Raw genomic sequence first — 17,595 nt, forward strand, 5'->3', positions numbered from 1 at the left:
CACTTGGATACACAAGAAAAATCGGACTTGCGGAGATTTGAGTTGGAATAGCCATGTCAAATAGGGAAACTATACGGTGAATTTATTTACAAAGGATACAAACAGTAGGTATTACACCCTCTTGCCTTTGCAGTATAAAGTGCTTGATTAGCAGTCACAATCAAATTTTTATAAGATTTTTCTGGGGTTGGTATAGAACCTGTGATACCGAAACTTAAGGTGATGTTGCTATTTGTGGTCAAGGAGGGATGGGAAATTTGCACAGTAGCGATCGCCTGCTGAATTCGCTCTACGACCTGCAATGCACCATCCAAAGACTTATCTGGCAAACCAATCATAAATTCATCTGCACCAGATCGGGCGACTAAATCGCGGCTAGGGTCAATGCATTGGCAAATCGCTTGGGCTACTTGTTGCAAACAAGTATTTCCAGTTTGATAGTTGTAGTGATCATTATAAGCCTGGAAATGATCGATATCACAAATAATTAAACAAAGCCAACTTTGTTTGTGGATGAGACGTTGCCATTCCCGCTCCAGGAATTGATCAAAATAGTGGCGATTTGCCACTTGAGTTAATGAATCAATTTTTGTTTCTTTTGGAGATACTTGCAATTGCTGTTGCTGGCAGCGTAGCAGTTGTTGTTGCATTCGAGTTCGTTCAACCCGACTTAGCACACGAGTCACTAGTTCTGGGCCAACAACAGGCTTAGCAATAAATTCATCGGCTCCGGCTGCAAACACTAGCCCAATAGAGCTAGCATCAGTATGAGCAGTAACAACTATTATGGGTAAATCTGCGTATCTTGAGTCTTGTCGCACAACCCGACACAGTTCAAATCCATTAAATGTAGGCATTTCCAAATCTAACAGCAGCACATCTGGTTCGGTAGAGATTAGCACTTGCCAAAACTGCTGCGGATTGCGAACACATGTCACCTGAACTCCCCAAGGTTGCAACAAAGCTGTTAAAGTTTTCAGTTCTACTGGGTCATCATCAACAATCATCACTTTGGCATTGGAGATGGTAGGTGATGGCAGAATTTTAGCGATCGCCTCAAATATTTCATCTGTAGTGGTGGGTTTGAGAAGATAACGACCATTTCCCCAACGAGCAACGGTAATTCGAGTGTCTAAACGATCTTCCTCAGCTAGGGTAAGTACTGGAATTGCCGGAAAATGTACTTTCAACTTTTCCAGTAAAGTTAACCTCGCTGGTATGGAAGTACGATCAAAACTAACTAAAATCACACTCGGAGGATTGTTGGCGATTTGATGCAATGGAGTTGACTTGTCAGCAACCTCGACTTGCAGTCCTCGCATGGGTGCGGCTTGTCGTAGTGATTCACACAACAGATGGTCATCGTCAATCACCAATACTAAAGGCATGATTCCCGCTTGTGGCTGGGAGATTGTAGCAGAGACTGGTGGCTGCTCGATTTCTTGCTGTAACTGTGCTATCTGTTGCAGAATTTGGTTCAATTCTTGCTTACCAAGTTCGGATTTCTCTCTCAATAGGTGTTCAATGGCCCGTGCTAACTCTGAGCCTCTAGTATAGCCAAACGTCCCTAAACCACCTGCCAACCTATGTGCTTCTTCAATGACACGTTCTCGTTGTCCAGAGTCGAAATTGTCAAACTGGAGCGATCGCACGGCTTTTTCCAAAACTTCGATTCTTTCTGGTAACGAAGCCTGAAAATCCTGTGCTACCTCCTCAATCAGCTTTAAGCCTTCTGCCTCTAGATTAATCTCCTCTTGTTCCGGTTCTGTTTTCTCTTGTTTGTCTTGTATATCTGTGTTTGGCGCAACCTTTAATCGGTATCCCAACCGATACACTGTCTCAATTAGCTCCTCCATCATGCCTGCTGCTTTTAGTTTACGCCGCAGGTCTTTAATCAAGTTCGTCACCGCAGCATCTGTAGGTGATTCATCAATTGACCACAGGTGATCAATAATGGCGCTACGGCTGAAAATGCGTTGAGGATACCGTAAAAAAAGCTCTAGTAAGCTATATTCCTTGGGGCTAAGAGTAATAAGTTGTTGCTGATAAGTTACTTGAATCAAGTTTGGATCGAGACACAATTTTCCCCATGTTAGGACTGAAGAAGATATTGCAGTTGCTTGACGACGCAACAAAGCACGAATTCGCGCTATCAGCTGAGATGGTTCGCAAGGCTTTGTGACATAATCGTCTGCTCCCATATCTAAACCGACAACAACATCCTCGTCTGAGTCTTTTGCTGTTAGCATGAGGATTGGGGTTTGGCATCCCTGCTCACGTAACTTACGACATATGCTCAACCCATCGAGTTTGGGAAGCATAACATCCAGCACGATGACGGCGTACTCTCCTTGGATAGCTAATTCCAATCCAAGTTCACCGTCCGTAGCAAGATCGACGGTATATCGATAGGCAGTCAGTGTGCTTAAGAGAAATTCACCTATAGATAGATCGTCTTCGACTAACAAAATTTTCATGAAGGACTAACCTTCACTTATAAGGAATATAAAAACTCCTTAGCAATTTATCTAAAAAATCCTACGAACGTGAATCTATCTACAGAGTTATTTTTATTGGTATTTATAAATACATTTCGAGCAAAAAAGCTGAATTGAAACTAACCTCATATCATGTCCGGATGAACACTTGTAAAAAAACGAAGAACCTCACCGCAATCCTCTCCGAACTCGCACAGAGGGTGCCGAAGGCGGGTGAGGTAATGCAGAAATTATAAGTAATTAGCCGAACATCATATTACTCTCTCAAGAGAGGACACCCCTCTGTTTGCTAAGAAGAGGGGTTAGGAGTGAGTTTTTTTATGCTTAGTGGTGAAAGTTGTTTCATTTGGACTGCCCTCTACCTTTCTTTCATAAACCATAAAGCTTTCTTATGATGAAGATATAAAAATACCAATGAATTTGCCATATTATATCAGAGCAAAAAATCAAAGATAATTTAATGAGCAAAGCTGGATAAAAATCATAATGTTTTTAACACTAAATATATCTATTTGTTTAATATATTTGCTGTTCTGGAGTTACAGATTATTGTTTGAGGAGAGAAAAATATTATTGATTTATTGTCTGACAATGAAATTGTTATTTTTCCCTAATGATATATCTGAGTATCTTAAATGAATCAGATATAAATGAATTTGATAAGGAAGTTTGTAGAATGGGAATTTGATAATTTGAATCATAACTAAGATTATTAATTGTTTAACTTTAAGTTTCTCTAAACAGAGCAGTTGAAGTTAGAATGAGCGTGGAAGTAAAAATGAATTAATCTAGACAGATATATCAATTTAAGTAGATACGCATCTATCTACAGATATATGGAAAACCAAAAAACCAAACGTATTCGTGGTGTCATCTTAACTGCCGTAGGGCTGAAGCGTTTACAAGCTGCGATTGAGTTAGCAGAAATACAAGAAAACAATGGAGAACGTTTTACTCAAGAAAAACTTAGTGAGCGGATGAAAGTATCTACAAAAACTATCAGCCGCTTGTGGTCTCTGACTACTGGACTAGATCAGCGCACTTTGAAATTTTGCTTCAGTGCCTTTAATCTTGATTTAAGAAAAGAAGATTACACTTGTTCAGATAAAAGTGGTGAATTTTATAGATCACTTGACTATATTCATCTTTTGGATAAAGAAGACGTAAATATTTATTCTAGTCAGCATCATGTGGTTGAAACAGAACGGCGACAAATACAAAATTCAACAAAAGATTGTAGTATTTACCAATCTCTGGCTACTGTTCTGAAATATCCTAGTGGTCCTGTACCTTTAGATTCAATATATTACATTCCTCGTCCTCCAATTGAAGAACTGGCTTATCGAGAAATCACTCAACCAGGATGCGTGATTCGCATCAAAGCTCCCAAAGAAATGGGCAAAACTTCCCTCATGTTCAGGATTTTGGCACGCTCCAAAGCTTTGGGTTATCGGATTGTCAGTTTAAATTTCAATCAAGTTGATGTCGCCATTCTCAGCAACCTTGATAGATTCTTACGATGGTTATGTAAAAGTGTCTCTGTGCAACTGAAATTGGAACCCAAGCTAGATGAATATTGGGATCAAGAAACTGGTAGCAAGGTAAGCTGTAGCTTATACTTCAAAAACTATCTACTGAAGTCTGTTGATACTCCTGTGGTTTTAGCATTAAATGAACTAAACCAAGTTTTTGAATACTCTGAATTAGCTCAAGAATTTATACCTCTGTTACGTTCCTGGCATGAAGAAGCCCAACAAGAAGAGATATGGCAAAAACTAAGGCTCGTCATGACTTACTCTACAGAGTTTTACATACCCCTAAATCTGTGCCAATCTCCATGCAACGTGGGGCTACCATTACAGTTACCTGAATTTACTCACTCACAAATCGAGGAATTGGCAAAACGTCATGGACTCAGTTGGCAGCAGAGCAAGGAAACTGAACAATTGATGGCAATGGTTGGTGGACATCCAGCCTTAGTGCGGATTGCTTTTTACTACCTTTGCCGTCAAGAAATTTCATTATCGCAACTGTTGCAACAAGCAGCTACAGAAGTAGGTATTTATCGCACTCACTTACGGCGGCTACTGGTTATGCTGCAAGAAAATCCTTACTTAGCTGAAGCTTTTGCAGCTTTAGTCAGTTCAGAACGCAGTATTTATCTAGAATCAATGATTGCTCATCAATTAGAGAGTATGGGGTTGGTGAAGTTTCAGACGGATGGTGGAATAAGCATCAGTCGTGAATTGTATCGCATTTACTTTAGTAAGCACTTGTCTAACGGCAGGCTTCGGGTTATCCACTCCAGCAATTCCAGACACAAAACTTTTACCTCAAGTTTAATTTAGTTGTTTGTCTCGCACCGCCTTACTACTGCAAACATCCCCGAGTGGGGATTAAGAATTGCACCAATCGCATTTTGGTGTGAGGATGCGATTTCTTATCGCCGGGATAATTACTATAAAATCACATCCTGTAACTTCGCCACCATCTCTGCCCGTGCTGAAACCCCCAGCTTGCGAAACATTCTTTTCAACGCTTGCTTCACCGAATTTTGGGTAATAAAAAGCTTTTCCCCAATTTCCCCATTGGTTAACCCCTGGGCTACCAACTCAGCAATTTCTAACTCTCGGGGTGTCAGGCGACCAACCAAGGGGGAATTGAAGGCTTTTGGTTTCGCCCTCAAAGTCGCAAGTTTGGCTGACAAATGTAAACACAAAGCACTCAAGTCAGCTAAATCGTTGGCGTCAAAAGGAGGATGACCGTCAGCGCGGGCGAGGTTGAGGGTTCCTACCAGACGACCATCACAAACAATCGGCCCACTCATAACGTGGGCGTGATCTTGGCGTGGGCAAATATCTTGCCAGTCTCCGGGGGCTAAAATCAGTTGTTCATGGGTGGGTGCATGGCGTTCAACCACATAGCGTCCGACTGGATTTCCCTCTAAACACACCTCCGGAATCTTGTGTACCTCAACGTTTTCTGCTGTAGACAGATCATCACAGAGATATAAACCCCAACGTTCGACACCAAAATGTTTGCCGACTGTGTTCATCACAGCGAGGCGTAGTTCTTGTTCATTATTAGCTTTGGCGATCGCATCAAGTAAACTGTGGAGAGAACTAACCATAGAGTGTACCCACTTGGGGACTAGGCGGGCTTGAGAATTACTTCTATGCTAGCTAATAGTAGCAAAGCTAAAAAACTAACATAAACTAACAAATATAGGAGAAACCAGTGACTGCAACACAAGTATCTGCTCAAGAACTCTTCCGCGCTGCCTACCAGAACCGTTACACTTGGGATCATAATTTCCCTGGATACACCGCAGATATTACCTACAAACAAGATGGGCAGGTATTTACAGGTAAAATTCGTGTCACCGCCAATCTCAAAGCAGAAGTGTTTGAAGTAGAAGATGACCAAGCCAAGCAGGCGATTAATCATCAAGCTTGGGAAATAGCTGTTCATCGTATCCGTCGCAGCTTTGAAGAAACTCACGGTGCCAATACTTTTAGCTATGGCGATACCGATGAGACAGGCGCTGTTGAAATTATCGTTGGTGGTAAGTCCGCAGGTGATAAATACAAAGTCCGCAATAATATAGTCAGCCTCGTTCACCGTCATATCCACGGCGTTGTTGTCACAATTAATACCTTTAGTGTGCATGACACTGGAGAAGGCTACCTCTCTCACACTTATGACTCCGTATACCATGACCCGCAAACAGGCGAACAAAAAGGTGGTAGGAGTGAATTTGAAGATCAATACGAAAAGGTTGGTAATTACTTTATTTTGAATCGTCGGTTCATCAGCACCGATACCAAAGACCAACCCTCTGTTCAGGAATTCATCTTTTCCAACATCCAATTGTTGGAACCTGCTGCTGCTTAAGTCATTTCATCAACTGTATCTGTATTTAAGATAATTGAAGAAGGCAGAAGGCAATGAGTGGGGGTCTGAATTCCCCACTCATTGAGTTTAGTTGTTTATCTAGTTATGGTATTGTTTCATAATTATGCAGGGTAAATTTTACTTCTAAGATTAATCTATTTCTTTGAATAGGAATAGTTCCCTTATGAAAACAAAATGGATCTTCTACAAATCCAACTCCTGCTTGTTCGCAAATAGTGATAACATTTTCCGAGCCATAATAGCTAATAATATCGTTGTCATCTGTTTCTCTGAGTAAGGAAAACTGATGGCTAAGCTTTTTTCTCTTATGGCTACTTTTAACACAGACATGAGGACCACTATGTAGATCAACATTTGTTAAATAAAACATAAATTTTAGACACCAATAGTCTTCCAAGTCATAATGGAAGCAAAAAAAACCTTTGACACGCTCCTCCACTTCTTTTTTTTGAGGAAACGTCCACCAAATTTTGCTTATAACATTTGTAGGTTTTTTTTCAAAGTATTTAGTGGCAATTGACCATAATTTTGGGTCATTTTCCAGTTTTTTGACAGCCGGACAAAGTGAAGATATATCAAAATTATAACCAGTTATAAAGTCTTTTCCGTGTTTCTTTTCTGCTTTTTGTTTGTCAGTAAGAGAAAAACTGAATTGTAAATTAGCATTACCGAAGTAAGTTATATTTTTAGAGCAGTCTATTATTTCCTTTAAAAGATATTCGGGTAAGTTAAGACCCAAATATATACCCTCTTGTTTGAGGGTATCAACAATATGATTTACTTCAATATCTGCAAAAACAGAATTACCTTCATATTTTATTATCGTTTTTTCTTTGAAAAGAAATTGCACAAAATAACGTATAAGATGAATACGGGTAAAGCAAAACATGAAAATATAATCAGGCTTTTTTATTGCCAAGTTTAAATAATAGAAAAACCTACGCTGCAATTTTAACAACAGTTTTTGATAAAGACTTTTTGTTGTCATATTGCCTCTTGTATTTTAGGTAGTTTTAATTTTAAGCAATCCTAAGAGGTCATTTATAAAGTAAATATTAAGTAGCGTGGGTTACGGCTGTGTCAGAATTAGCCGTAACCCACCACTGGCGTGGCGATAGGTTACGAACTGCTTTAACGCACCCTGTAATTTAAGGTTTACTTTATGAATCATCTCTAATATAGTTTTTGAAAAAGCATCCTATATTAATGCCTTTACACAAGATAAAAATCGTTGGCGAATATAAATCTCAAAGAAAATACTTGATAACCGCAAATGATTTACACAGCATGTCAAAATTGTGAATGACATGCTTGCTACACAGCCTAACATTTAGGAATCATAAACATTTATACCAACTAATTATTGAATTAGAAGATATATAATGTTAAAAATCCCATAGTAAATTTACAGTAAATACATAAGAATCATATAAGGAATTTATAAGAGAAAATAAAAAACTACAGAGGCTTTCATACTTGCGGAAGAGGTAATGTATGACCAGGACTATTGTCATTATGGTAATAGCGTAATATACAAACGCTGTTTGTAGCGCTTTGGGATAGTTATGAAAGAAACTGACATGCCTTATAGAAATAGAAATACCCAAACAAAAACAACAAGTGAGAATAAATCTGGCTCTGGGATGACTGATGAAGATTGGTTTAATTTAGGAAAATCTGATGCTTGGGTTGGACAACCTAAAGTGCCACCACAAGAAAATTCTCAAGCTGCCAGCATGTACGAACTAGGTTATTGTGAAGGAGAGATTAAACGTGCGCCAATTGAAACTAGAGCAGCAGATCAGTAGTTAGAAATCGTCAAGCCATGCTGCATTCGTCTACACTAAATCATTCATCTCTACTCGCCAACACTCCCATGAACTACCTACGCCAGCACGCATGAAAATACCTTTTCCTTTCCTTGTGCCATCTGCCTTGTTTATAAGCTTGTCATTGCTTGTACTAACTCATCAGATAAATCAACTTTAACTTCTTGACATTTTTTAAATAAAACCCCAGCTAAGAAGTAATAATTGCCAGAGTAAAAGGCCATTTTGTGTTTGCGTAATTCTTCGATGTGTTTTTTGACTTTGGGTTCAGAGCTATAGTAGCCAAATTGTAAGGGTAAAATCAGAAAACTACTCACACAATAACCGTTATCTTTGGCATGGTCAATTGTACTTTTGGGATTGGAAAAGCTTGAGATTAACAGTACAACATTTTCATAGCCGAGTGATAAAAGATTATTAGTAATACTAGCTCCATCTACACCACCAAATAATAAGGGCATGTAAATATCATTATCTGGTGCAGGAATATAGGGCGGATTGGCAACAAGATACTCGGCTTGTGGTTGAGAAGACTCAAATAAACATGAGTTGTGAATGACGTATTTGTGACCAAGATTATATTCGTCAATGGTTAAATTGGCTGCTTTCCAAGCAGAGGTATTTAATTCAAATCCCTGTATGAGACCATCGAATTTATTTCTTAATAAAGAATTGATGACCGGACTACCATCTCCTGAGCCAAACTCAACAATACATTCGGATTTTTGGCAATTTCTAAGAGCAAAATTTTCTAAGCAATTTGAGTAGAAGTTAGATTCTTCTGGGCAAAAAAATATGTCTTTCATTGGAGTAGAAGAGTATGTGCAATAGAGTAGTTGTAGGTAAGGCGTATGCTTTACCTACTTGCAAAAATTTGATTGAAAGTATTATGAGTTTTCGCAAAGGTGAAGTTTAAGAAGCTGTTTCCTCTGCTTGACGGATGGCTTGTACAACAGCTTTAGCAGCGCGATCGCTCATGATTTTTTCTTGGTCGTACCCTAAGACTATTTCCCACGCATGATTAGGGTACATATCTGCTAAAGGTAATGCCACATCATCTAACATCCAGCGACCATGACGTTCATCCTCACGGATATGCAGTTCCCAATAACCCATTGCTGCGTCAGATAATCCCAGTCGTTGGGCTGCTGTCAGATAATTTCTGTAAGCCGCAGGGCCAGCCACTTCAAAATAAGTTAGTCCACCAGCGTAACGCAGATAATGACGCTTGCATTCTGTCATCAAAAAGTTGTGGTTGGCACAAGCTAGTACTTGCCAAGGTACTAAGTCAAAATATGCTTCTGGTTCGGTGTTCATGCCAAACTCATTAAGCATTTGAGCGAAAAACGTCGAATGCTTGCGAGAGAAGCGACCATTGCCATACTCTTCTAGAAGTACCCGCACAAGTGTACATTGCACTTCATTGGCAGCACCACCAAGGATGCGGGAAAGGCGACTACCTTCAACTAGGCCGTCAAATGAACCAATCGCCAACAAATGCTGATAGCCAGCCTTACTCATTTGTTCACGAAGATAACGGCTTTCTGGAGACAGTGGGGGATCTAAATCTTCAGCTGCACGGTCAATGAGTGCTTGCTTCACATCCAGTTGTTGCAATCCTACTACGTCGATTTGAGCAATTTCCCACTCTTGCCAAGCTGCTTCTATTTGATTGCGTACTTGATATAAATAGAGCGATCGCTCATTCGTATAATGCCGTAAATCATCATACCAAAATAAATTTAAGCGATTTATTCTGTATAGTATACGTTGGAGAAAGCGATGAGCTGCATCATCACCAGAAGCATTTTGGTAAGCTGCACTAATTGCTATAGAAAGTGCATCTTCAAACTCACTCCTGAGTGAGGGTTCTTTCTCCAGTTTTTTGTCTAAATTATCTATTGCTAACAGTTGTGTTAATTGCTGTTCAGCAGCTTGATAATTAGTACCTTTTATTACCCCTACATGATCAAATTCTCCCACTACAAAAGCGAGAGGAAATTTAACTAACTTGCTCTGCATAGATGATTTATAGCTTTGCCATCAGTGCGGATAATTCACACTTCATATACATACTTAGGTTCTCATTTTGTAGCTTTGTGTACCTCTCTCTGCGGTCATAAAGAAAATATAAAGTAGTAGTTCAAATATTCTACTCAAGGGGGAGTGGTTCAGTTATCACTTATCAGTTATCAGTTTTCAAATTTTATAACTCATATCAAGTTCGGCTAATTGCTTACGATATTATGCTTGTTTGGGTGTCATTGGTAATTGGTTTTTCCCATTACCCATTACCTATTACTAGCCTACGCGACAGCATAAGTATTCAAGCGAACATAATATCACTGTTAACTGTTAACTGTTCACTGTTTAATTGTCTGGCTTGGTGGGAGTTGTTCTATGGTAATTAATGCTTCCATGACTGATTTGACAATTGGTGCGGCGACAGTACTACCATATGCATTTGCACCTTTTGGTTCATCTACTAAGGCTAGTACTACATACCTGGGTGCATCTACTGGCAATATGCCTACAAAGCTAGTGATTCTCGCACCACTAATATAACCACCAGAACTACTAGCTTTTTGGGCTGTACCAGTTTTACCAGCAATGCGATAACCTGGAATTTGTGATGCTTTGCCACTGCCGTCAGCAACAACAGTTTCCATCATTTCTACTACTTGTTGGGCAGTGACAGGTGAAAAAATTTGCCGTGGTGCGGGCCTGGTTGGTGTATAGTGCATCTGATTTTTGCTATCAACCAGACCCTTAATTACATGGGGTGTGACTAATTTACCACCATTAGCTAAAGCTCCGTGCATTTGTACCAGTTGCAACGGTGTTAAGGAAAAGCCTTGACCAAAGGAAGTTGTTGCTGGTTCAATCGGTAAGTTAATAAATTTTTCTTGACTTTTGAGTTGACTGGCTACAACAAAGGGTAAGTCTGTAGACACAGCTTGTCCTAGTCCTAGTTTTTCTAACCAACCGTAGTAGATAGAAGGCTGCAAACGTTGGATAATCTGCACCATGCCGATGTTACTGGAATGTTGGAGAATCTGGGCAATATTAATACGTCCGTAACTTTTGTTTTCAGCATTTTTGATCGTGCGATCGCCTACTTGAATATAACCAGGGTCATTAAAAGTATCATTGGCTGTAATAACACCATTTTCCAGAGCGATCGCTACATTGAGAGGTTTAAACGTAGAACCGGGTTCATAGAGATCTGCTACAGTCCAGTTTTTAAACAGCGAAATATCAGCTTTGGAATACTCATTGGGATTATAGGTAGGCAAAGAAGCTAATGCCAATAAGGAACCATCCCAAGCATCCATAACAATTACCGCCCCCCGCTTGGCACTGTACTTGTCCATCTGTTGTTTGAGTGCAGTGCGAGCAATTCGTTGCAAGCGGCTATCAATAGTCAATTGTAGTTGTAGATCATCAGAATAGGGAAAACCATCCGGAGCATAATCTGGCATCAAAGAACCGTTACCAGTTCGACTCAACCGTACTGCTTGGATGGAACGTTCAAGTAACTTTTCCTGACTATATTCCACACCTGCCTGACCCCGACGGTCAAGATTAACATACCCCACTACTTCCGCTACTAAATCTTGTTGTGGATAAAATCGAGAGTATTTTTGAATCAACTCTAAACCATTGAGGCGCAATGCAAAAATACGATTGGCTATTTCTTCAGGCATTGCCGATGCCAGTAAAATACCACTTTTTTTATTGTCAAATTTATTCTTTAATTCAGTAACATCCTTGTCTACAATTGGAGCTAGTAATTTTGCAATTTCTTGATTAGATTTGCTAAATAATTTGGGATGGGCGTAAACAGTATACACGGGTCGGTCGATAGCCAGTACGGCTCGATTGCGGTCTATTACTTGACGACGAGGTACAAAAGGCCGCAAATTTACCATTTGTTGGTTTCGTGCTTTTTCCTTTAGCTTTGGCCCTTGTACAATTTGTAGATTATACAAATTCATACCTAGCCCTAATCCGGCAATAACTAATACACCCCAAACTATCAAAAGCCGAGTTTTAATGTTGGGTGTTTGCGGTTGGCTATTAAAGTTAAACGAGGGTAGAAACCTTTGTCTTTTTCTTTGACCCTCTCGCTTGAGTGATTCTGCCTTCTGAGACTTTCTCAATCTTCTTCTGCTTGGTAATTTTTGCATATTTTTTTGTTAGTGGGTAGAGACGCGATGTTCCTCGCGTCTGTACATTAGTAGTTAGTAGTTGTTTAATACTTACTCCACCCTACGGGAAGCCACTTGCGTGTCTACACACTCCACCCTACGGGAAGCCGCTACGCGTCTACACACTCCTCACACTCCCCACACTCCTCACACTCCCCACACTCCTCACCCACTAACCACCAACCAAAAACTATTGACTTTAATACCCAATGGGTGCAGAGTTCTGCTGTTGTAGTTGAAAGTTGGATTCAGAAGATGTGGTAGACGGTAACGAGTTAGAATCCTCTGGTGCTGGAGGCAAAAAAATTGCCGATGCGGGAGATGGTGATACGAGTCCTGCTGCTGGTGTTTGTGCTTCCTGAGCCATTTTGTTTTTTAATACTTCGATAGTTGTCGTTAACTGTCGTTCATCGCGCTGTAAGGTTTGCAGTTTGCGATACGACTGACTCCAAAGTTGTTGAGAATATACCGTCCAACCATAAATGACCAGTGTTGTTGCTACTAACACAAACGCCATAATTCCTGAATGGCGATGTATGGCATACAAGCGTAACAACCAAACCGGAGTTGTTCCTTGTTGGTTTAAATCTGGGACAGGTGTCGAAGTGGATACTGGTATTGTGGCAGACGAGCGCCTGTATCTTCTAGAAGAAACTGGAGGAGATAAGGTTTTGTCTGCGATCATTCCTACTGAACTAGAGTGCTTGAGTGTGGAAGAATTTTTTGTTCTCAGAGAATTTCGCTGGAACCAACTACGCTTTGTAAAAACATCTGATTTGCGAGCAACAGCCATAAATTTTTTTGGAAATATATTAATATCCAGTAGCTAATATCGCATCTAAGTATGGCAATGCAAAATAGCAAGAGCAAGAGATTGTCAAAAATCTCTTTATCTGGTATAGTGCCATACTTTATCAAAAAAATATAATCGTTGTAGTGCAGTTAGAAATTACAGCTAAGTTGTCTGTTTAACAGTAAAATCTATATGCTCTAGTGCTAGTATTTAAAGTAGACTAAAAACTAAGAAAATCATCTTTATAAAGATATAATCTAAAAATTATTAAAATTAAGCAACAAATGCGGTATCTTATTCAACAGGCCTAAAATAGTTTTTGCCGCATTTGGTGACAGAGGAGTTATGAAAATAAAAATCTTTGGTTTTGCTCTCTTACTTGGTCTAGCTGCTGCTCTTGGAGCTTGCGAAGGTGGTAATGAGACTCCCAACACTACCACTACTACTCCAGGTGAACCCGCTGATACTGGCGCAACCACTGCACCTGCACCTGGCGCTACTACACCCGCTACCACTACCACTACTCCTGCTACTCCTGCTACTACTCCCTAGCTGGTAGTATCACGTTAGTTCATTAAGGGCGTTTGACTTCGCTCCTCACTACATCACTACACTGATAATTCATTCTCTGCTGCCAAGAGAATGAACGATTTAGTTGAGTAAGGCTAAGCTTTAGCTTGCGTTACTCAAAATTTTTTGTTTTTAGTTTGCATATCTAAAAGTTAAAATGAACAAACGATCGCCCACCATAGCCAAAAATATAGCCCAAAGATGAAAGCGATCGCTGTTTACAAAAGTTGCTAGCACTAAACCCCTTTATGATTGAACTTGAATCTGTTGATCTAAAGCTGGTTGAATTTCGCAAACAAGTTCATAATAAGAGGTGGCAGGAGCATGAGCAAACAAGTGGCTCATCTTTTTTAAGATATTTTGGTAAGCTTCGCTGTGATTAGCTTCCATATCACCGATATTTTCCCAAAAAATGATTGCGATACCTTTGTCAGTTCCTGGTTGCTGCAAGAGATATGCTTTTTGAAAGCCTTTAGTATACATTGAGACAGCTTGTTCATAAAGTTGCTTGGCTTCTTCAAACTTACCTGGTTTAAACTCTCCCGTCGCTACATAGACGTATTGATGTCTGAGAAAATCTTGAAAGTCTGACATTTTTTCTCCTTCGCAACATAGTAATTGGTCAATAGTCAATAGTGAAAATTTTAGACACTTGACACTTGACTATCGACTTTGGACTCCTCTAAGGGTTTTTTCTGCTTGTTGCAGTTTATAGGTTTGGTGTACCTCGACTTTCCTTTTTTTATTTTTTATTTTGAATTGAAGATTACCAAACTAACCTACAAAAGATAAGGACGCACATTATTTGTGCGTCTTTAAAAGAGTTATCAGGCATATAGTAAACAATTAAGTGATAACTGATAACTGATAACTGTTAAAGTTGCTGTGGTGGAATACTAGATGCGTTAATGCTGTTTTGTTCTATGTAGCTATAGACTAGTCGGGAAACTTGATTAATAAAAGACTTTGCTCTTTTATCACCAAAGGGTCTGCGAACCATGATACCAGCTAGGTAGCGCTTACCTGTTGATGTTTGAATAATACCTGCATCTCCAAGAATAATCCCAAGTGTACCTGTTTTGTGAGCTATTACCGCACCTTTACCAAGACCTGCTGGTAATAAACTTCTGTTCTCTACACGACGCATAATATCTAAAGCCTTGGAACGACTTGTGTCACTTAACAATTGATTATTAGTTAGCAAAGCACCTAGTCTCACTAAGTCTTTTGCACTAGTTGTGTTAGTTCCCTTAAAGTCACCCAATAAATTACGAATAACTGTATTTTGCAGTCCCCAACTCTGAAACCGCTGATTTAATTTCGCTTTACCACCCAAACGATCAATAATCATATTGGTTGCAGTATTGTCACTGATGGTAATCATCTTAGTAGCGGTTTCTAAAAGACTCAGTTTAGTTCCTGGGCGTTTGTACTGTAATGTTCCCGACCCTCCAGTCATCAAGTCACGTCGCATGACCAAAGTTTCATTCAGTTTGATTCTACCTGCGTCTACTTCCTCAAACAAAGCCACCAAAATAGGAAATTTAATGGTACTAGCAGCAGGAAATATCTTTTCTCCATTCAAATCTAGATAGTTACCTGTATCTAGATCTAGAAAGAACATCCCAGGTTGAAGATAGCTGTAGCGAGCCATTAATGCTTTAACTTGAGTATTTAACTGAGATATATCTTTACCTAAACGAATTCCTCCTACAAAAGAAGAAGCATCACCAATCTGGATGGGAAATTGTTCTTCGTTAGACTTGTTGCTTGCACCTTGCTCAAATGAATTGTTAGCAGTTACACGTTCAATTGATGAAAAGTTTACTATCCAGTGAGAGGAAGAATCTCCTTTGATCAGTAATTTATCTGGAGAAACTGTATAACCTGGTGCTAATTCAATTACCATTCTGGTAGTTTTCGAGTCAACCTGTCCAATCCGAATTTCTTTGATGGCTGACCCAAATCTTTGGCGAACTGTATCACGATTGAGATTAGTTCCAGGTAAATCTAGTACAAGTCTTGTGGGATTTTTAATTAAAAAAGCTCTTGGTTGAACTCCAGAATCAGTAGTTAAATGTAGTTGATTGCGCGCCTGATCAAAGCTCCAAGATTGCAATCGAGCTGCTTTGATTGGAGAAGATAGCAGCACAATACTGACAACGCTAAGTAATAAAAAGCGTAATCTCATCTTGTTATTCATATAATTTACTTGCACAGATTTTCAGATTTATCTCAGTAGATCCGGAATAAATCTCAGTATTATCCGAAAAATCTAAAAGAGTTAGTAGCCTTTTTATGAGCCAAATTAAGACGGTTAAATAATTAAATAGTTCCTATTTTTTTAAGAAAGACTTTTAACACCTGCAACGAAAGTTGTCAAATAGCAAAATTTACTATCTTGGGAAATCCTAAGCTTGGTCAATAGGCTCTACTTTGCAACGTTGATTGCGATCGCACGTTTAATTTTGCATAAAAACCAACGATATGAAATTTACGTGAAACTGCTTATTCATTTTATTAGCATGTAGACATCATATCAGTATTTTTAAAATTTTAAGAAAACTTTAAATTTGGATTTCCCCAAAACTTTTTTGGCAAATTTTTTATACTACCAAACTTTTAATTCCAAGCCAATCACTAGCAGTCGTGAAAGACAAAATCCTCGACTTTTTCAAAAATAGAGGATGTAGGTTTGATGAAACTATTTCAATAATCCCTACTAAAGCTGCTCAGGTCAGTATTTGTGCTGTACAACATCTCAACACAAAAAATTTGCAAAACTTGTTGCAAAATCAAAAAATATAGTATAATGATAAAGTTGCAAATTAAGGGCGGGTGGCGAAACTGGTAGACGCACCACACTCAAAATGTGGCGAGCTTGCGCTCATAGGAGTTCGATTCTCCTCCTGCCCACTATTGTAGTTACAGTCAATAAATCATCGCTACGGATAGATGTTGTAGTAGCTATTTGTGAAAGTATAGTTTATTGAAAATTTTACCCTATAGAAAGGTGTTTTTGCACCACCATAGAGTGTCAATTAATTGACATACTATTCATAAATCTTATCTGAGATTAGTTAATTATTCAGATCAACCCATAATCCTAGCCTAAATTTATAGCTTTTTTCCGGGTTATGCCTGCAAAATTATGAATACTGCTTATGGCAGATAACAAATATGTATTCTTTACTATAATTTTAGAGCATGTGTAACATTTTACACTTTGATTTGGGTATTTAAAATTGACTGTGTAATTCTCTCCGAATTAAAGAGTCGGCATAAGTAAACTTCATGTAATAACCCAATCCAAGATATATATAACTGCTTTTAGCTTGTTGACTACTGATATTTCTCGCTTTATATATTTCAGCAAAACAGTATATTTTTAGTCTAAAAACTTTGATTATTAATTTAACACATTAGATAAAAATGAATTACAATATATATAGTAATACAAACTGTTAACCTAAGTTATAGAAACATCACAACTAACATCTTGGTTTTGTAATCCAAATATTGGATTTATAGCTAACTCAAAGGACAATCACTATGAGACTAAAAAGATGGGAGTCTCCTCGACGTCAGGGCAGAAATCATAAAGGTAAAGGCGGCTCAGCAAGAAAACGACAACTGAAGAAACAGCAGCAAATGCTAAGGCACAGGCTGAAGACAGACAAAGAAACTAATAAAAAGAACAATCAGGGAACGGGGGAAGAAAATTTTAGCTTCCCCCTTTTTTTTGGGCTTTTTCTAGGATGATAAAAAATAAAGCTGTT

Annotated in this window: 14 protein-coding genes and 1 tRNA gene; 6 read left to right on the forward strand and 9 right to left on the reverse strand. The window is 38.9% G+C overall.

From position 1 onward, the window contains the following. Positions 1-86 precede the first annotated feature (86 nt). Entirely contained in the window at positions 87-2,477 is a 2,391-nt protein-coding gene (locus tag RS893_RS18465) for a response regulator (RefSeq protein ID WP_315786627.1), read from the reverse strand. Between the two features lie 857 nt (positions 2,478-3,334). On the opposite strand from RS893_RS18465, the gene RS893_RS18470 reads away from it, so the two are divergent. Beyond that, complete coding sequence (locus RS893_RS18470; RefSeq protein ID WP_315786630.1) at positions 3,335-4,846, forward strand: AAA-like domain-containing protein; 1,512 nt, start codon at positions 3,335-3,337, stop codon at positions 4,844-4,846. 110 nt (positions 4,847-4,956) lie between these two features. On the opposite strand, the gene RS893_RS18475 is transcribed toward RS893_RS18470, so the two are convergent. After that, on the reverse strand, positions 4,957-5,628 hold the full coding sequence (locus RS893_RS18475) for a LuxR C-terminal-related transcriptional regulator (protein WP_315786633.1): 672 nt from the start codon (positions 5,626-5,628) through the stop codon (positions 4,957-4,959). A gap of 107 nt (positions 5,629-5,735) precedes the next feature. Between RS893_RS18475 and RS893_RS18480 the strand changes: the two genes are divergently transcribed. Then, positions 5,736-6,392: a DUF3386 domain-containing protein gene (locus RS893_RS18480; protein WP_315786636.1), complete on the forward strand. Its 657-nt coding sequence runs from the start codon at positions 5,736-5,738 to the stop codon at positions 6,390-6,392. Positions 6,393-6,495: 103 nt separating this feature from the next. Here the strand turns inward: RS893_RS18480 and RS893_RS18485 are convergent, their stop codons facing one another. After that, a complete protein-coding gene (locus RS893_RS18485) occupies positions 6,496-7,401 on the reverse strand; it encodes a hypothetical protein (protein WP_315786639.1) in 906 nt (301 codons plus the stop codon). Positions 7,402-7,978: 577 nt separating this feature from the next. On the opposite strand from RS893_RS18485, the gene RS893_RS18490 reads away from it, so the two are divergent. Beyond that, positions 7,979-8,221 (forward strand): hypothetical protein, encoded by a 243-nt coding sequence (locus RS893_RS18490; RefSeq protein ID WP_315786642.1) that lies wholly within the window; start codon positions 7,979-7,981, stop codon positions 8,219-8,221. Positions 8,222-8,352: 131 nt separating this feature from the next. On the opposite strand, the gene RS893_RS18495 is transcribed toward RS893_RS18490, so the two are convergent. From RS893_RS18495 to RS893_RS18510, 4 genes are all read right to left on the reverse strand, one after another. After that, positions 8,353-9,048 (reverse strand): class I SAM-dependent methyltransferase, encoded by a 696-nt coding sequence (locus RS893_RS18495; RefSeq protein ID WP_315786645.1) that lies wholly within the window; start codon positions 9,046-9,048, stop codon positions 8,353-8,355. Between the two features lie 106 nt (positions 9,049-9,154). Next, on the reverse strand, positions 9,155-10,264 hold the full coding sequence (locus RS893_RS18500; RefSeq protein ID WP_315786648.1) for an iron-containing redox enzyme family protein: 1,110 nt from the start codon (positions 10,262-10,264) through the stop codon (positions 9,155-9,157). 341 nt (positions 10,265-10,605) lie between these two features. After that, on the reverse strand, positions 10,606-12,432 hold the full coding sequence (locus tag RS893_RS18505) for a penicillin-binding protein 2 (RefSeq protein ID WP_315786651.1): 1,827 nt from the start codon (positions 12,430-12,432) through the stop codon (positions 10,606-10,608). A 220-nt stretch (positions 12,433-12,652) separates the two neighbouring features. Beyond that, a complete protein-coding gene (locus RS893_RS18510) occupies positions 12,653-13,246 on the reverse strand; it encodes a hypothetical protein (RefSeq protein WP_315786654.1) in 594 nt (197 codons plus the stop codon). 345 nt (positions 13,247-13,591) lie between these two features. On the opposite strand from RS893_RS18510, the gene RS893_RS18515 reads away from it, so the two are divergent. Beyond that, positions 13,592-13,798, forward strand: coding sequence for a hypothetical protein (locus RS893_RS18515; RefSeq protein ID WP_315786657.1), 207 nt, complete (start codon positions 13,592-13,594; stop codon positions 13,796-13,798). A 264-nt stretch (positions 13,799-14,062) separates the two neighbouring features. Here the strand turns inward: RS893_RS18515 and RS893_RS18520 are convergent, their stop codons facing one another. Together RS893_RS18520 and RS893_RS18525 are read right to left on the reverse strand one after the other, a co-directional pair. Next, a complete protein-coding gene (locus RS893_RS18520; protein WP_315786660.1) occupies positions 14,063-14,410 on the reverse strand; it encodes an antibiotic biosynthesis monooxygenase in 348 nt (115 codons plus the stop codon). Positions 14,411-14,690: 280 nt separating this feature from the next. Further along, positions 14,691-16,007 (reverse strand): serine hydrolase, encoded by a 1,317-nt coding sequence (locus tag RS893_RS18525; protein WP_315792021.1) that lies wholly within the window; start codon positions 16,005-16,007, stop codon positions 14,691-14,693. A 641-nt stretch (positions 16,008-16,648) separates the two neighbouring features. On the opposite strand from RS893_RS18525, the gene RS893_RS18530 reads away from it, so the two are divergent. Then, positions 16,649-16,732: transfer RNA gene (locus RS893_RS18530), tRNA-Leu, on the forward strand. Between the two features lie 636 nt (positions 16,733-17,368). Next, complete coding sequence (locus RS893_RS18535) at positions 17,369-17,578, forward strand: hypothetical protein (protein WP_315786663.1); 210 nt, start codon at positions 17,369-17,371, stop codon at positions 17,576-17,578. The last annotated feature ends 17 nt before the right edge of the window (positions 17,579-17,595 follow it).

This window comes from Fischerella sp. JS2 (genome assembly GCF_032393985.1).
GTDB lineage: Bacteria > Cyanobacteriota > Cyanobacteriia > Cyanobacteriales > Nostocaceae > Fischerella.

What these genes read in the sequence shown, in the direction of transcription:
- RS893_RS18465 (WP_315786627.1), bottom strand. Translation starts at nt 2,477, where the DNA reads ATGAAAATTTTGTTAGTCGAAGACGATCTATCTATAGGTGAATTTCTC.
- RS893_RS18470 (WP_315786630.1), top strand. Translation starts at nt 3,335, where the DNA reads ATGGAAAACCAAAAAACCAAACGTATTCGTGGTGTCATCTTAACTGCC.
- RS893_RS18475 (WP_315786633.1), bottom strand. Translation starts at nt 5,628, where the DNA reads ATGGTTAGTTCTCTCCACAGTTTACTTGATGCGATCGCCAAAGCTAAT.
- RS893_RS18485 (WP_315786639.1), bottom strand. Translation starts at nt 7,401, where the DNA reads ATGACAACAAAAAGTCTTTATCAAAAACTGTTGTTAAAATTGCAGCGT.
- RS893_RS18490 (WP_315786642.1), top strand. Translation starts at nt 7,979, where the DNA reads ATGAAAGAAACTGACATGCCTTATAGAAATAGAAATACCCAAACAAAA.
- RS893_RS18495 (WP_315786645.1), bottom strand. Translation starts at nt 9,048, where the DNA reads ATGAAAGACATATTTTTTTGCCCAGAAGAATCTAACTTCTACTCAAAT.
- RS893_RS18500 (WP_315786648.1), bottom strand. Translation starts at nt 10,264, where the DNA reads ATGCAGAGCAAGTTAGTTAAATTTCCTCTCGCTTTTGTAGTGGGAGAA.
- RS893_RS18505 (WP_315786651.1), bottom strand. Translation starts at nt 12,432, where the DNA reads ATGCAAAAATTACCAAGCAGAAGAAGATTGAGAAAGTCTCAGAAGGCA.
- RS893_RS18510 (WP_315786654.1), bottom strand. Translation starts at nt 13,246, where the DNA reads ATGGCTGTTGCTCGCAAATCAGATGTTTTTACAAAGCGTAGTTGGTTC.
- RS893_RS18515 (WP_315786657.1), top strand. Translation starts at nt 13,592, where the DNA reads ATGAAAATAAAAATCTTTGGTTTTGCTCTCTTACTTGGTCTAGCTGCT.
- RS893_RS18520 (WP_315786660.1), bottom strand. Translation starts at nt 14,410, where the DNA reads ATGTCAGACTTTCAAGATTTTCTCAGACATCAATACGTCTATGTAGCG.
- RS893_RS18525 (WP_315792021.1), bottom strand. Translation starts at nt 16,007, where the DNA reads ATGAGATTACGCTTTTTATTACTTAGCGTTGTCAGTATTGTGCTGCTA.
- RS893_RS18535 (WP_315786663.1), top strand. Translation starts at nt 17,369, where the DNA reads ATGAGACTAAAAAGATGGGAGTCTCCTCGACGTCAGGGCAGAAATCAT.